Annotated in this window: 15 protein-coding genes and 1 rRNA gene; 15 read left to right on the top strand and 1 reads right to left on the bottom strand. The window is 40.5% G+C overall.

The window, feature by feature from the left end; translation table 11 throughout:
• The 12 genes from rrf to rsmI all read left to right on the top strand — a co-directional run.
• A 5S ribosomal RNA gene (gene rrf, locus I5J82_RS20695) occupies positions 1-78 on the top strand; the annotation flags it as partial.
• Positions 79-831: 753 nt separating this feature from the next.
• A complete protein-coding gene (locus tag I5J82_RS20035; protein WP_066390463.1) occupies positions 832-1,026 on the top strand; it encodes a sigma factor G inhibitor Gin in 195 nt (64 codons plus the stop codon).
• A gap of 121 nt (positions 1,027-1,147) precedes the next feature.
• Complete coding sequence (locus I5J82_RS20030; RefSeq protein WP_198769462.1) at positions 1,148-2,572, top strand: aminotransferase class I/II-fold pyridoxal phosphate-dependent enzyme; 1,425 nt, start codon at positions 1,148-1,150, stop codon at positions 2,570-2,572.
• A gap of 12 nt (positions 2,573-2,584) precedes the next feature.
• Positions 2,585-3,229 (top strand): dTMP kinase, encoded by a 645-nt coding sequence (tmk, locus tag I5J82_RS20025; protein WP_198769461.1) that lies wholly within the window; start codon positions 2,585-2,587, stop codon positions 3,227-3,229.
• Between the two features lie 15 nt (positions 3,230-3,244).
• The gene (locus tag I5J82_RS20020) at positions 3,245-3,574 is read left to right on the top strand and encodes a cyclic-di-AMP receptor (protein WP_066390471.1); all 330 of its coding nucleotides are present in this window, start codon (positions 3,245-3,247) and stop codon (positions 3,572-3,574) included.
• An 18-nt stretch (positions 3,575-3,592) separates the two neighbouring features.
• Positions 3,593-4,033 (top strand): YaaR family protein, encoded by a 441-nt coding sequence (locus tag I5J82_RS20015; RefSeq protein WP_144704784.1) that lies wholly within the window; start codon positions 3,593-3,595, stop codon positions 4,031-4,033.
• Between the two features lie 14 nt (positions 4,034-4,047).
• The gene (holB, locus tag I5J82_RS20010) at positions 4,048-5,037 is read left to right on the top strand and encodes a DNA polymerase III subunit delta' (protein ID WP_198769460.1); all 990 of its coding nucleotides are present in this window, start codon (positions 4,048-4,050) and stop codon (positions 5,035-5,037) included.
• Between the two features lie 4 nt (positions 5,038-5,041).
• The gene (locus I5J82_RS20005; protein ID WP_197134515.1) at positions 5,042-5,875 is read left to right on the top strand and encodes a PSP1 domain-containing protein; all 834 of its coding nucleotides are present in this window, start codon (positions 5,042-5,044) and stop codon (positions 5,873-5,875) included.
• A gap of 14 nt (positions 5,876-5,889) precedes the next feature.
• Complete coding sequence (gene yabA / locus I5J82_RS20000; RefSeq protein ID WP_144704788.1) at positions 5,890-6,243, top strand: DNA replication initiation control protein YabA; 354 nt, start codon at positions 5,890-5,892, stop codon at positions 6,241-6,243.
• A gap of 396 nt (positions 6,244-6,639) precedes the next feature.
• Entirely contained in the window at positions 6,640-7,389 is a 750-nt protein-coding gene (locus I5J82_RS19995) for a tRNA1(Val) (adenine(37)-N6)-methyltransferase (protein WP_198769459.1), read from the top strand.
• Entirely contained in the window at positions 7,379-7,669 is a 291-nt protein-coding gene (locus tag I5J82_RS19990) for a GIY-YIG nuclease family protein (protein ID WP_198769466.1), read from the top strand. Before I5J82_RS19995 ends, I5J82_RS19990 begins: the two co-directional genes overlap by 11 nt.
• Positions 7,641-8,525, top strand: a complete 885-nt coding sequence (gene rsmI, locus I5J82_RS19985) for a 16S rRNA (cytidine(1402)-2'-O)-methyltransferase (RefSeq protein WP_198769458.1) — start codon at positions 7,641-7,643, stop codon at positions 8,523-8,525. The genes I5J82_RS19990 and rsmI overlap by 29 nt, the downstream gene beginning before the upstream one ends.
• Positions 8,526-8,857: 332 nt before the next feature.
• On the opposite strand, the gene abrB is transcribed toward rsmI, so the two are convergent.
• The gene (abrB, locus tag I5J82_RS19980; RefSeq protein WP_066238107.1) at positions 8,858-9,142 is read right to left on the bottom strand and encodes a transition state genes transcriptional regulator AbrB; all 285 of its coding nucleotides are present in this window, start codon (positions 9,140-9,142) and stop codon (positions 8,858-8,860) included.
• A gap of 711 nt (positions 9,143-9,853) precedes the next feature.
• Between abrB and metG the strand changes: the two genes are divergently transcribed.
• The 3 genes from metG to I5J82_RS20575 all read left to right on the top strand — a co-directional run bounded on the left by metG (position 9,854) and on the right by I5J82_RS20575 (position 14,200).
• Positions 9,854-11,815: a methionine--tRNA ligase gene (gene metG, locus I5J82_RS19975; protein WP_198769457.1), complete on the top strand. Its 1,962-nt coding sequence runs from the start codon at positions 9,854-9,856 to the stop codon at positions 11,813-11,815.
• A 184-nt stretch (positions 11,816-11,999) separates the two neighbouring features.
• Entirely contained in the window at positions 12,000-12,767 is a 768-nt protein-coding gene (locus I5J82_RS19970; protein WP_198769456.1) for a TatD family hydrolase, read from the top strand.
• A gap of 215 nt (positions 12,768-12,982) precedes the next feature.
• Positions 12,983-14,200: a resuscitation-promoting factor gene (locus tag I5J82_RS20575; RefSeq protein ID WP_198769455.1), complete on the top strand. Its 1,218-nt coding sequence runs from the start codon at positions 12,983-12,985 to the stop codon at positions 14,198-14,200.
• Positions 14,201-14,321: the final 121 nt, after the last annotated feature.

The following is a 14,321-nucleotide window of genomic DNA, read 5'->3' as shown; positions in this document are numbered from 1 at the left end:
ACCGAACACGGAAGTTAAGCTCTTTAGCGCCGATGGTAGTTGGGGGTTTCCCCCTGTTAGAGTAGGACGTCGCTAGGCAATGAGGAAGATGGATGAAAATCCATCTTCTTTTTTTGTGCTTTTAAAAGAAGAATAAGGTGATTTGGCGGATGCCAAACTTCTGATTATAGGTGAGTGGGGTGTGAAAGGTGGAGGGTATAGAGCTTGGATCGGGCAGAAATCGGTTGTCGAGATTTAGCGAACGGCCTTTATTTTTGATTTTAGACTTAATTGAGGTTCGTTCCGACTTAATTCACTCCCATTTCGACTTAATTTTATTCATCTAGACTTAATTAGCAAAAGAAGATACCCCGCCTCGTATACATCAAGGACCAACATGAACTCCCACAACACACAAAACCCTCTCAACCCCCACAAAACCCCCAAAAAAGGAAGAATATGACATGCAGTCATCTTCAATCATCCAATCTTCTTCAGCTAAACCTTCAAAATCCCTTTCTAATGTACTCAAACAGTACTCAACCATTCAATTATCCAAGTAAAACACAACATCATGCCATCCCCGATCCAGCGCAAAAACATATCTACATCCTCAAAACTTTAAAAATAGCAAATAATTTGCCTTTCCAGCACATCATTTGGTTTTAAACCGCATCACAGCGGGGATTAAGGACCATGAAGACGCAAACTTGGTTTATTTTCATGAATTGAATAAAGACAGACACAACAAAGCCTAGATTCTCATACATTTTATAGAGTATCCAAAATAATCTGAATTAACGTATATGAATAAATTAATCTGGCAACAATGGCAATTATGGAGGTGGAAGAATGAAAGCGACACGACAGTACGGGGAAATTTGTATGGTATGTGAAGAGAAGAAAGATCGAGGGTTACACATTCTTCATCAGTTTATTTGCCAAGAATGTGAGCATAAGATTCTAACCGCGAAAACCAATGACGAATATTATAAACATTATCTATCCCAACTAAGAAAATTAAAGTTAGTAAACGCGTCTTCATAAGAAAACAGGCTATCAAACAGCCTGTTTTTTTGTTGCTGTAAATTCGTAGGGTGAGAATCTGTGATAGAATAAAGAGAGTAATCAAAGCAAAAAATGTTTAAAAAACAAAGGGATTTTTGTGATGAAACATGCACCGCTTTATGAAGCGTTAATCAATCATAGTCGTACAAATAAATGGTCATTTCATGTGCCGGGACATAAGAACGGATTAATTTTTGAAGAGAAGGCAAGAGCCCATTTTCAATCTGTTTTACCATTAGATGTTACAGAGCTTTCAGGACTTGATGACCTGCACCACCCTGAAGGCGTAATTTTAGAAGCGCAACAGCTTTTAGCGTCCTATTATAAAGTGAAACAAAGCTTTTTTTTAGTGAATGGAAGCACTTGTGGCAATCATGCCATGATCCTTTCTTCATTTATTGATGATGATATCGTGCTGGTACAACGCAACTGTCATAAATCTGTGTTGAATGGATTGGAGTTAGCAGGTGTTACACCGGTATTTCTTCATACGGAAATGGATGAAGAGGGCGGGTATCCATTAGGCGTGCATCTTGAAACGGTCAAACAAGCGGTTGAAGAGTATCCCAACGTGAAAGGCATCATCCTCACTAATCCAACTTATTATGGAATGCAGCAAGACATTCAAGAAATTGCTGATTTTATACATAGCGTGGGTGGAGTTGTCTTAGTCGATGAAGCTCATGGAGCACATTTCGGATTAAAGGATATGCCGATCAGCTCGATACATAAAGGGGCAGATATCGTTGTGCAATCCGCGCATAAGACTCTACCGGCTCTAACAATGGGCGCTTATTTACATGTAAATAGCGAACGAGTGGATATTCACCGATTAAAGCATGCGCTCCAGGTCGTACAGTCTAGTTCTCCATCTTATCTGATCTTGGCTTCACTCGATCTTAGCCGTCTATTCCTTGAAAACCTAAATGACGATGTGATCAAACGTATCTTGTCTCAATCTGAAGAACTAAGGAAGTATATTGATTCACTTCCTTATTTAAAGGTAATGAAGGCTCCAATTCGTTATCAGCTTGATCCATTAAAGATTACCGTTCAGTCAGATAGGGAAATATCAGGGTATGAGCTTCAGGAATTATTCGAGAAAGAAGGATTGTTTACAGAGTTAGCAGATGACCGAAATGTCTTGTTTGTATTGCCGCTAGGTCCGCTGAACGATATGAAGGACTTACAAAAGGTACTTGAACAGATATCAGCTCAGCTCGCTCGTTATGATACGAGGCAACGAACGAATCAATCTCTAAAAGGTCTGTCTCCAGTAAGCAGATTATCACTTTCGTACAGAGAGATGAAAAGTTTGCAAGTAAAGCCTCAGTCGATAATGGATTCAGAAGGTAAGATAGCCGCAGAAGCAGTTATTCCTTATCCTCCAGGAATTCCGCTCATTGCAAAAGGAGAACAAATTACTTCGAAACATATAGATGAGTATTCTACTTTAAAAAAGAAGGGTGCTCGGTTCCAAGGAATTACCGAGGACCATGTGATATATGTTTTTGATCATACGTAAGGAGCAGTAATAGTGAAAGGTTTATTTATAACTTTAGAAGGGCCGGACGGGTCAGGAAAAACAACACAAATCGCGAAGGTTGCTGAATATTTACGGAAACATCAGGTGGACTTTATTCAAACACGTGAACCAGGTGGTACAAATATCAGCGATAAGATACGGGCACTTGTGTTAGATCCTGAGCACCAAGAAATGCATGATCTTACAGAGGTTCTGCTTTATGCGGCTTCGCGTGCACAGCATGTACATGAAAAAATCCTTCCTGCATTAGAGGAAGGAAAGGTCGTACTCTGTGATCGATTTGTTGACGCGTCGCTCGCTTACCAAGGATTTGGACTTGGTGTAGGTGAAGAACGAGTGCTACAGGTAAACAATATCGCAACGAGTGGACTTGTACCTGACCGCAGTTATTTTGTAGATGTATCTCCGCAAGTTGGTAAAGAACGAATGAAAGCTCGATATGGAACTGAGAACTTAGACCGAATCGAACAAAAAGATCTCTCCTATCATGAACGAGTGAGAGAAGGATTTGCACAAATCTTTTCACGACAAACTGAGCGAATCGTTCGTATTAACGGTGAACAGAGCCCTGATGCTGTGTTTGGAGAGATCGTAAAGGATTTAGATCAACTTATATCGAATCATAAGGAAAAGTAGAGAGGGGCATTTGCCATGAAAATGATTATAGCCGTTGTTCAAGATAAAGACAGCAACCGACTGCAAGATGCGCTTGTTGATAAAAACTACCGTGCTACAAAACTCGCAACAACAGGAGGATTTTTGAAAGCAGGGAACACAACGTTTATGATTGGTGTGGAAGATGCTCAAATCGATGATGTGATGGAGATTATCCGGGAAAATTGCAAGAGCCGTAATCAGATGGTGGCACCTGTTTCACCGATGGGCGGCAATGCAGATGCGTATGTGCCATACCCGGTCGAAGTTGAAGTAGGCGGGGCGACGGTATTTGTTCTGCCTGTTGAAAGCTTTCAGCAATTTTAAATATATTGAGGGGTTATTATGAAAATTGGCCAAGATATAAGACCCATTCTAGATACGAAGCAGAACGATGGAAAGATCGGGAAAAAGCCGTCTCTTTCTTTTGGTGAAGCTGTATCCAAACAAAGTGAGAAGTTGCATTCCGAACAGTTAACAAGACTGTTAGGTGATATAGAAAATCAAGGCAAGAGACTGCTTCAATCACAAACGGTACGAGATCTGCAATTGTATAAAAACTTGGTTCAACGCTTTGTAAAAGAAGCCGTTGATTTCGGTATGCAGCTTAAGCAGAATAAAAGCTGGAACGAACAAGGCAGATCGCGCACCCTTAAACTTGTAAAAGAAGTAGATGAACATTTGATTCAGCTAACAGAAGCTGTTCTTAGCCAAGAGAAAGATTCGATCACTCTGCTTGATAGAATCGGAGAAATTAAAGGCTTGTTAGTTAATTTATATACGTAGTAGGTGAGTTAGATATGGTGAGCTGGGAAGAGTGCAGCAAAACACAGCCTCGTGTTGTGAAATTATTAAAAAACAGTATACGAAAACAGCGCCTTGCTCATGCATATATTTTTGAAGGGGCTCATGGAACAGGAAAGATGGCGACTGCAACGGTTCTTGCTAAAACGTTTCTTTGCAGAAATAGTGAGGATGGAAACCCTTGTGAAAGCTGTCCGAACTGCAAGAGGATTACATCTGGCAACCATCCTGATGTGCATATCATCGCACCTGATGGCCAAAACATTAAGATCGACCAGATAAGAGGACTTCAAAAAGAGTTTGCCTATAGTGGGATGGAGTCTTCGAAAAAGGTGTACATTATTGAGCATGCTGATAAGATGACCGTTCAGGCCGCGAACAGCCTGTTAAAGTTTTTAGAGGAGCCGGGAAGCGATACGATTGCCCTTCTTTTAACAGAACAGGTTCATCGTTTGCTCGATACGATTCGTTCAAGAGCACAGACATTAACCTTTTCACCCCTTCCCCCACAAGGGATTTTAGAAAAATTACTAAAAGAAGATATACCAAAGCCGGTAGCTATGTTAGCGTCCTCTTTGACTTCGGATTATGCGGAAGCACTCGAAATTTGTAGGGAAGAGTGGTTTGCACAAGCAAGAGCCAAAGTGATACAATTAACGGAGGACTTGAGGCTCCGGCCAGATTACTGTCTTGTTGTACTGCAAGATCAGTATTTAAGTTTTTTCAAAGAAAAAGATCAGTTACGTTTAGCTTTAAATCTACTTTTGATCTGGTATCGAGATCTTTTATCTATACATTTATCAAACTCGGAAAACGTTGTGTTTTTCGATCAGCTTCAAGCATTAGAGCAGCAGGCTCTTCACACTTCGCAAAAAAAGACGGGTGAAGCCCTGCAAGCGATACTGACTGCTCAAGCTAGACTCAGGAGCAACGTCAGCCCCTTGATGGTGATGGAGCAGTTGGTTTTACGATTACGGGAGGGATAAAACCTTGTATGAGGTAGTGGGAATCCGCTTTAAAAAAGCGGGTAAAGTATATTATTTCGACCCCGGCGACCTTGAAGTGAAAAAAGACGCGTTTGTCATTGTGGAAACAGCGCGTGGAATAGAATATGGCAAGGTAGTTATCGATAAGAAACTAGTCGGGGAGAATGATGTTGTTCTTCCTTTAAAAAAGGTCGTTCGGCTCGCGACACAGAAAGACATTTTGTCTGTAGAAGAAAATAAAGCAGCCGCTAAGGAAGCGTTTCAAAGTTGTGAGGAAAAAATCATCGAGCATAAGCTAGATATGAAGCTTGTCGATGTTGAATATACGTTCGATCGTAACAAGATCATCTTTTATTTCACAGCAGACGGAAGAATTGATTTCCGGGAGTTGGTCAAAGACCTGGCTTCTATCTTCCGTACTAGAATCGAACTCAGGCAGATCGGTGTTAGGGATGAAGCGAAGATGCTCGGCGGAATCGGTCCGTGTGGGCGAATGCTTTGCTGTTCAACATTCCTTGGAGATTTTGAGCCAGTCTCCATCAAGATGGCAAAAGATCAGAACCTTTCTTTAAATCCTGCTAAAATTTCAGGGCTTTGCGGCCGTTTGATGTGTTGTTTGAAGTATGAGAACGACTATTATGAAGAAGCTAAAGAAGAAATGCCTGATGTTGGTGAAGAGATTATGACCCCTCATGGTGTTGGTCGCGTTGTCGGCTTGAACTTGCTAGAGAAGGTCATTCAAGTGAACATTCCAGCCATGGAAAGAACGACAGAGTTCACTTTGGACGAGCTTGCTGCTGGTAAGAGAGAGGAATTATTCAGTCAGGCCACAGAGTAAAAGAGGTGGAATTCGTGGAAAAGAAAACAATATTTTCCCGCGTAGTACAGATGGAAGAGCAAATCACGGTGCTGTCAAAGCAACTGGAAGATTTCAAGACTCATTTGGCTGCACTAATTGAAGAAAACCACCATCTCGTGATGGAAAATGAAAATCTGCGAAACAAGCTGAATGCCGATCAAAAACGGAGTTCTGTTAAAAAGTCTGTAGCCTCTAAAGCCAAGAAAGAACCTACTGATATAGGTGAAGGTTATGATAACCTGGCGCGGCTCTACCAAGAAGGGTTCCACATTTGCAACCTTCATTATGGCAGTGTACGTTCAGAGGGAGATTGTTTGTTTTGTCTTTCATTTTTAAATAAGAAATAAACGCCTTTCCAAATGGGAAGGCTTCTTTTTATATGGCAGTGTTTGTGGCAATTAAGGTTGATTGCGAGGTAAGCGTTGAGCTAGGGTAAGTGAGAGGTAGTAGCTGACGGAATTTGTCGACGATTGTAGACTCGTGGATAAACAGCGAAAACTTTTGGATTGAGAGCCAACTCTCGTGGATAAACGGTCGAAATTTTTGGATTAGGTATGAAAACTTCTGGATTGGACGAACTGAATGCTCCCTAAGTATATAAACATGATCAGTTTTGGGACCCGAAACTGTACCTATATCCTTGAAGATAACATTCCAGGAGTAATCATTCTTTTTTTACGCACTAAAATCAAGAATCATTAAAAAGATTAACCTATTATATAGAAGAAAGAGAGGGAAGTGCTGTGAGTGATCTAATGCAAGATGAACGAATTGATTTTTTAGTACATGAAGATTTAAAAATCATACAAAGCCCCTCTGTTTTTTCTTTTTCACTTGATGCCGTTTTATTAAGTCGTTTTGCTTGGGTTCCGATTCAAAAGGGTAAGATTATTGATCTTTGCAGCGGTAACGGTGCAGTTGCTCTTTTGTTAAGCAAGCGGTCTAAAGCAAAAATTACGGGTGTGGAGATTCAGGAAAGATTGCACAGTATGGCGACGAGGAGTGTAGCGTTAAATCATTTAGAAGAACAGATCCAGATGGACTTAGCTGATATTAAAGACGCTCCAGCTACATATGGCTATGGTGCCTTCGATGCCCTCACTTGTAATCCTCCATATTTCCCATCTGTACATGAAGAAGATTTTAACCAGAACGAGCACCTTGCTATCGCGCGTCACGAGATTCACTGTTCACTAGAAGATGTGATTCGAGTGAGCAGTCAGCTCGTAAAACAAGGTGGCAAAGTTGCAATGGTTCATCGGCCGAACAGGCTTATGGAGATTTTAGCTTATATGAGAGAGTATAAACTTGAACCGAAAAAACTGCAGCTGATCTATCCGAAAGTTGGAAGTGAAGCGAACATGCTTTTAATAGAAGGAATGAAGAATGGCAAACCAGATCTTCATATTCTCCCTCCTATTACGGTGTATGGGGAAGACGGGCAATACACGGAACAGTTAAAGAGGATGTTCTATGGCGAAGATGGAGAATAATACGCATTTTCTATATATTCTCGAATGTAAGGACGGAAGTTATTATACGGGGTATACGAATGATTTAGAAAAACGCCTTAAAAAGCACGAAGAAGGAAAAGGCGCGAAGTATACGAGAGGTAGAGGTCCATTAAAGCTTGTCTTTCAAGCGACTTTTCCTACCAAACAAGAAGCGATGCGTATGGAGTTTGCAGTGAAAAAGCTTAACCGGGCTCAAAAAGAAAGAATGATAAAAGAGGGAAGTGTTTCGTATGTGGCAGCAAAAGAGTTACAGCAGTGATATAGAAAGCGGCATGCTGTACTTAGTTCCAACACCGATCGGCAATTTGGAAGACATGACATATCGCGCGATTCGTATACTAAAAGAATCCGATGTGATCGCAGCAGAAGATACAAGACAAACAAAAAAACTATGCAACCACTTTGAAATCAGCACACCCTTAACAAGCTATCATGACCATAATAAACAGCAGAGCGGTAAAAAGCTGTTAGAAGAATTAAAAGAAGGAAAGCAGATTGCGCTTGTTACAGATGCAGGGATGCCTGGTGTTTCAGACCCGGGTTATGAATTAGTCGTTCAATGCGTAGACGAGCGCATACCCGTTATCCCGCTGCCAGGAGCAAACGCGGCACTGCCTGCACTTGTTGCATCAGGACTCAATACCGAATTGTTTACGTTCTACGGTTTTCTACCACGTGGAAAAAAAGAAAAAAAGCTAGAACTGGAAAATCTAAAACGATTTCCATCTACCCTTCTTTTCTATGAAGCGCCACACCGTCTAAAAGAAACACTTCAAGCCATGAGCGGCGTTCTAGAAAATCGAAACATCGCTGTCGTTCGAGAACTCACAAAAAAATACGAAGAAATCACTCGCGGAACCTTACAAGAAGTATCAGAGTTCTTCAGTCAAGGAGACACAGAAATCCGAGGAGAATTCTGTTTAGTAGTAGAAGGCAGTGGAAATAAAGAATTCGAGGCAGAAGAGCAAGAACAATGGTGGGAACCTTTATCAGTAAAAGATCACGTAGAACATTACGTAGAAAAAGGCGAAAAACCAAAAGAAGCCATAAAATTAGCAGCAGTAGACCGAAACGTACCAAAGCGGGAAGTCTACCAAGAGTATCACGGGCTGTAGGCTATAAGTTGTAGGCTATAAGGAAGAGGTTCGAAAAAGCTGAGTTTACAATCATCAATAACAGCCTAAGAATGCTTTATCTTTTTTAAGGTTGTTGTTTTATATCTTTTATTTCTTCATTGAATAGTTGATTGGAGTGTAAGGTGCGAGACTCCTGCGGGACAGGTGGGCAGGTGAGACACTTAAAAGTGAAACGTTAAGAATGTGGCTCACCGCCTGCCCCGCGGAAAGCGAGCACCTGAAACGGAAATCAATCACTTTCAAGAGAAACGAAGATTAAACTTAAACAAAGGAAAAGAGCCTTCTAAAGCGAAGGCTCTTGTTTTTTAGGCTTATTTTGATGTTTGAAGTTGCTTTTGAAGCTCTTCCATTACTTCTTTAGCACCTTCACGGCTAAGGATGATCTTTCCGCCTGCAACTGTGTAGTTATCATCAGAAACTTCACCAGTTACTGCACAAGTCATGTTTGGCTTGTATTTCTTAAGGATGATACGGTCATCATCAACATAAATTTCTAAAGCATCTTTCTCTGCAATTCCTAAAGTACGGCGTAATTCGATTGGAATAACGACACGTCCTAGTTCGTCCACCTTACGTACAATTCCTGTAGATTTCATAATAAAATCTCTCCTCTCAAATATATAAAAGATTTCCCTATCTATTTAAATCGTCAGAATTCGACAAAATCCTACGAGAACATCTTACCAAGATTTCCAATTGTCGTCAATAGTTTTGACTTAAACATTTTATTGTCTTTTACCATTGATTTTACTAGACTATACCCATATTATAATACTTCCAAAACCCTGAATTGGAAGATATATTCATATATTGTCATAAAAAATTCAAGAATGTGTAAAAGATGAAAATATTTAACTGGAAATATTGCTAAAATAATACGTCAAATTTCGACAAAACTAACAACGAAAAAATACTATCCAATTTTCCTTTCCGTCCATCAGCTAGTATGCCTTGACACGCTTTCCATGCATTAGGTATATTTTGAAGGAAGAAAAGAGAATAATGAAAGTATTTACATAGAAATCTTTCGCTTACTTTTTTACTTTTATGTCCTAATGCAAACAGTTTCTTATAATATTGTAAAAAGATACATTTCCCGTAACAGTTATATTTTTCCTAAATGTAAAGAACCAATAGTCCCTAAATGGAGGGGCTTTTTTTCCACTATCAGAAATAGCACGATGTATTTCGATGTGACACAAGTTCAGGAAGACAGTATAAGCGCAACTAAGGCTGACGCGAAAGATGTGGCGTCAGCCAAGTTTTCTTTACTATAAAAAGGTTACTATTTTGAGGAGGCGACTAGGATGGCGAAACCAACATTCTATATTACAACACCTATTTATTACCCAAGTGGCAAACTTCATATCGGTCATGCATACACAACAACAGCTGGAGATGCGATGGCTCGATACAAGCGTCTTAGAGGCTTTGACGTTATGTATCTAACAGGAACGGATGAACACGGAGAGAAGATTCAAAAGAAAGCAAACGAACAAGGCCTTCATCCTCTAAAATACGTAGACGGCATTGTTGACGATATTAAGGCCCTGTGGAAAAAGATGGACATTTCATATGATGATTACATCCGTACAACAGAGGACAGACATAAGAAATCTGTCGAAAAGATTTTTCAGCAGCTTTTAGATCAAGATGATATCTATCTAAGTGAATATGAAGGTTGGTATTGTACGGATTGTGAATCTTTCTTTACTGAGCGTCAGCTTGAAGATGGGAAATGTCCGGATTGCGGCCGTGAAGTGAAGAAAGTTAAAGAAGAAAGCTACTTCTTCCGCATGAGTAAATATGCAGATCGCTTATTAGCTTATTATGAAGAAAATCCATCATTTATTTTCCCAGAGTCACGTAAGCGGGAGATGATCAACAACTTTATCAAGCCTGGGTTAGAAGATCTCGCTGTTTCGCGTACTTCTTTTGATTGGGGAGTAAAAGTGCCAGGAAATCCGAAGCATGTCATCTATGTGTGGATTGACGCTTTGTCTAATTATATTACGGCACTAGGATATGGCAGTGAGAACGAAGAGAAGTTCAAACAGTATTGGCCGGCTGATGTTCACTTGATGAGTAAAGAGATCGTTCGCTTCCACACGATCTATTGGCCGATCATGTTGATGGCGTTAGATCTACCTCTACCGAAACAAGTTATTGCACACGGATGGCTCTTGATGAAAGATGGCAAGATGTCTAAGTCCAAAGGAAATGTAGTGGATCCTAATGTTCTGATCGATCGCTACGGATTAGATCCGCTTCGATACTACTTGCTTCGTGAAGTTCCATTTGGTTCAGATGGTGTGTTCACGCCAGAGAGCTTTGTTGATCGAGTAAACGCTGATCTTGCAAACGATTTGGGTAACTTGCTCAACCGTACGATTGCTATGATCGGTAAGTACTTCGATGGAGAAATCCCTTCATATGAAGGAAAAGTGACTGAGTTTGACGGAACACTTCAAGAATTTGCGCTAGAAACGGTTAGAAAAACTGAAGAAGCCATGGAAAAACTAGAGTTCTCCATTGCGCTTTCAACAATCTGGCAGTTAGTCAGCCGTACGAACAAATATATTGATGAGACGCAGCCATGGGTATTAGCGAAAGATGAAGCAAAAAGTGCTGAGCTCGGAAGTGTTATGTATCATCTAGCAGAGTCGATCCGCATTGTTTCTGTGTTGATCCAGCCATTCATGACAGAAACACCAGCGAAAATCTGGAGTCAGTTAGGTTTTACTGACAAGAGTCTTACTGAGTGGGATTCTTTAAAAGAGTTCGGTGCTATCCCTGCAAAGACAAAGGTTGAAAAGGGTGACCCGATCTTCCCTCGTTTAGAGACAGAAGTAGAAGTAGAATACATTAAGAATTCAATGGGTGGCTCTTCGGCTCCTGTAGCAGAAGAACCAAAGAAAGAAGAAGTACCAGCTGTAGACGAGAAACCAGAAATCTCAATTGATGACTTCATGAAAGTGGATCTTCGTGTAGCAACTGTAATAGAAGCAGAACCTGTAAAGAAAGCAGATAAGTTATTAAAGCTTCAATTAGATCTAGGCTATGAAAAGCGTCAAGTAGTGTCTGGCATTGCACAGTACTACAAGCCAGAAGACCTTGTGGGACAAAAAGTGATCTGCGTAACAAACCTGAAACCAGTTAAATTACGTGGCGAACTTTCTCAAGGAATGATCCTGGCTGGATCTTCTGATGGTCAGTTAACACTAGCTACCGTTGACCCGTCACTTCCAAACGGTTCAAAAGTAAAATAAACACAAAAAGCGGGGAGCAATTCCCCGCTTTTTTGTCATTTTTAGTTCATTTGGCAGTCATTTCCTGTAATTTTACTGTCAAAGATAGGACTTTTAACCTACGTTGTAACTAACTTGTAATGCTACTGTTACCCGAATGAATGGAAAATGTGATAAGATTTGTAAAGTTGAAAGGATGTACACTATGTTTGACACACATGCACATTTAAATGCTACACAGTTTGAAGAAGACCGCGAGGCAGTGATTCAGAGAGCGTTAGATGAAGGTGTAACCCATATAGTTGTTGTCGGTTTTGATCGTGAAACCATTAAAGGTGCGATGCAACTGGCAGAACAGTATGACTTTATCTATGCTTGTGTAGGTTGGCATCCAGTAGATGCAATCGACATGACTGATGAAGATCTGGATTGGATTGAAGAACTAGCAGCACACCCAAAAGTTGTCGCCCTTGGCGAGATGGGATTGGATTACCATTGGGACAAGTCGCCTGCTGATGTTCAAAAAGAAGTTTTCCGACGCCAGATTCGACTTGCTAAAAAAGTGAAGCTTCCGATTGTTATTCATAACCGTGAAGCAACGCAAGATGTTGTAGACATATTGAAAGAGGAAGAAGCCCATGAAGTTGGCGGAATTATGCACTGCTATAGCGGTAGCATAGAAGTTGCACGTCAATGCATGGATATGAATTTTTACATAAGCTTTGGTGGACCAGTAACGTTCAAGAATGCTAAGAAGGTTAAGGAAGTCGCTACTGAAATTCCGATGGACCGGCTCTTGATTGAAACAGATTGTCCGTATTTAAGCCCTCATCCGTTAAGAGGAAAAAGAAATGAACCATCTTATGTAAAGTATGTTGCAGAAACACTTTCTGAATTAAAAGATCTTCCACTTGAAGACATCATAGAGAAAACATCCGACAACGCGTTCCGAATTTTTAACATGAACCGATAGGGGATGTTGTCGGAAACTATCAAAGCATGAGAAATATCGCGTTAATCTTTCAAGAATTGACAAAAGAGAAAGGAAATTTGTCAAACGGTTTTCCTTTCTTTTTTTCTTCTTTTCCGCTCATAATGGCCTTGGGTCAATTCATGGCGAAAAGGAGGGTGATTTGACAGAGAGAAAAAAGATATTTATAATGCAGTCCTTGTAGGGGAGGAAATTGAATGAATAGGAAAATTACAGCTTTGTTCTCGCGTTTCACGAACAAGAAAGTTTATCTTTCCATCGTTGCTCTTTTCGTTTTAGCCGTAACTTGTGGGTTCGTAGGTTATGAAACTACGAAAGCTAATGTGACGCTAATTCAAGACGGAAAGAAAACAGAAGTGAACACGCATGCTAACACAGTTAGAGAACTATTAAGCGAACAAAACATAAACATAACTCAGCATGATTCAGTTAAACCAGGTCTTGACGCCAAGGTGACTGACAACATGAAGATTGATTATTTACAAGCAAAAGAGATCAACCTTACCGTGAACGGCAAGGAAAAGACGATATGGACGACAGCGAAGACTGTTGAACAATTCGTTAAAGAACAGCAGCTAACGTTAAAAGAGCATGATTCTATTAAGCCAAATCTGACTGCTGATATTAAGGATCAAGGAAAGATCCAAATTGAATCAGCATTCCCGGTTAAGCTTGTTGTAGGCGGAAAAGCTCAACAAGTTTGGACCACTTCGACTACCGTCGCTGACCTTTTGAAGCAACAAAAGGTATCTTTAGGTGAAATTGATCGAGTTACACCTGCTAAGTCAGATAAAATTACTGGCAAAACGCAGGTTGAAGTCATCCGAGTAGAAAAGGTCACCGATGTAGTGGAAGAAGAAACACCGTTTGCTGTTGTTAACCGTAAAGATAGCGCGTTAACGAAAGGTAAAGAGCGTGTCGTGCAAGATGGGAAAAAAGGTAAACGTGAAAAGCGCTTTGAAGTTGTTATGGAAAACGGCAAAGAGATTTCCAGAAAACTGATCAGTGAAAAAACGTTATCAGATAGCTCAGATAAAATTGTTGCTGTTGGGACGAAGGCACAGCCAAAACCACAGCCAGTTGTATCTCGTAGCCAATCCGCATCCGCATCAAGCAGTTCTGGCGGACGAGAAATAACGGTAACAAGTACAGCTTATACAGCTAATTGTGCTGGTTGCTCAGGAATTACGGCTACTGGGTTTAATTTAAAATCAAATCCAAATGCGAAAGTTATCGCAGTCGATCCTAGTGTGATTCCGCTTGGCTCAAAAGTGTATGTTGAAGGATATGGTTATGCTATTGCTTCAGATACTGGAGGAGCGATTAAGGGTAACAAGATTGACGTATTCTTTGCTTCTCAATCACAAGCAGAGTCTTGGGGAAGAAAATCAGTTAAAATTCGTATCATTAATTAACTTTGAAAGCATGGGGAAAAAATCCCTGTGCTTTTTTGTGCGCAGGGACAAAGAGATAACAAAACGATCCTCAATACTGTGTAGACCTAGACTTTCTTGACGCCTGGGGTATACTAGTAAA

It is taken from the genome of Fictibacillus halophilus (assembly GCF_016401385.1).
GTDB lineage: Bacteria > Bacillota > Bacilli > Bacillales > Fictibacillaceae > Fictibacillus > Fictibacillus halophilus.
Note: the sequence above shows the minus strand (reverse complement) of the source record. Positions and strands in the feature narration are given on the sequence as shown.

Coding starts and splice junctions, on each gene's coding strand:
- I5J82_RS20035 (WP_066390463.1), top strand. CDS start 832: ATGAAAGCGACACGACAGTACGGGGAAATTTGTATGGTATGTGAAGAG.
- I5J82_RS20030 (WP_198769462.1), top strand. CDS start 1,148: ATGAAACATGCACCGCTTTATGAAGCGTTAATCAATCATAGTCGTACA.
- I5J82_RS20020 (WP_066390471.1), top strand. CDS start 3,245: ATGAAAATGATTATAGCCGTTGTTCAAGATAAAGACAGCAACCGACTG.
- I5J82_RS20015 (WP_144704784.1), top strand. CDS start 3,593: ATGAAAATTGGCCAAGATATAAGACCCATTCTAGATACGAAGCAGAAC.
- holB (WP_198769460.1), top strand. CDS start 4,048: ATGGTGAGCTGGGAAGAGTGCAGCAAAACACAGCCTCGTGTTGTGAAA.
- I5J82_RS19990 (WP_198769466.1), top strand. CDS start 7,379: ATGGAGAATAATACGCATTTTCTATATATTCTCGAATGTAAGGACGGA.
- rsmI (WP_198769458.1), top strand. CDS start 7,641: ATGTGGCAGCAAAAGAGTTACAGCAGTGATATAGAAAGCGGCATGCTG.
- abrB (WP_066238107.1), bottom strand. CDS start 9,142: ATGAAATCTACAGGAATTGTACGTAAGGTGGACGAACTAGGACGTGTC.
- metG (WP_198769457.1), top strand. CDS start 9,854: ATGGCGAAACCAACATTCTATATTACAACACCTATTTATTACCCAAGT.
- I5J82_RS19970 (WP_198769456.1), top strand. CDS start 12,000: ATGTTTGACACACATGCACATTTAAATGCTACACAGTTTGAAGAAGAC.
- I5J82_RS20575 (WP_198769455.1), top strand. CDS start 12,983: ATGAATAGGAAAATTACAGCTTTGTTCTCGCGTTTCACGAACAAGAAA.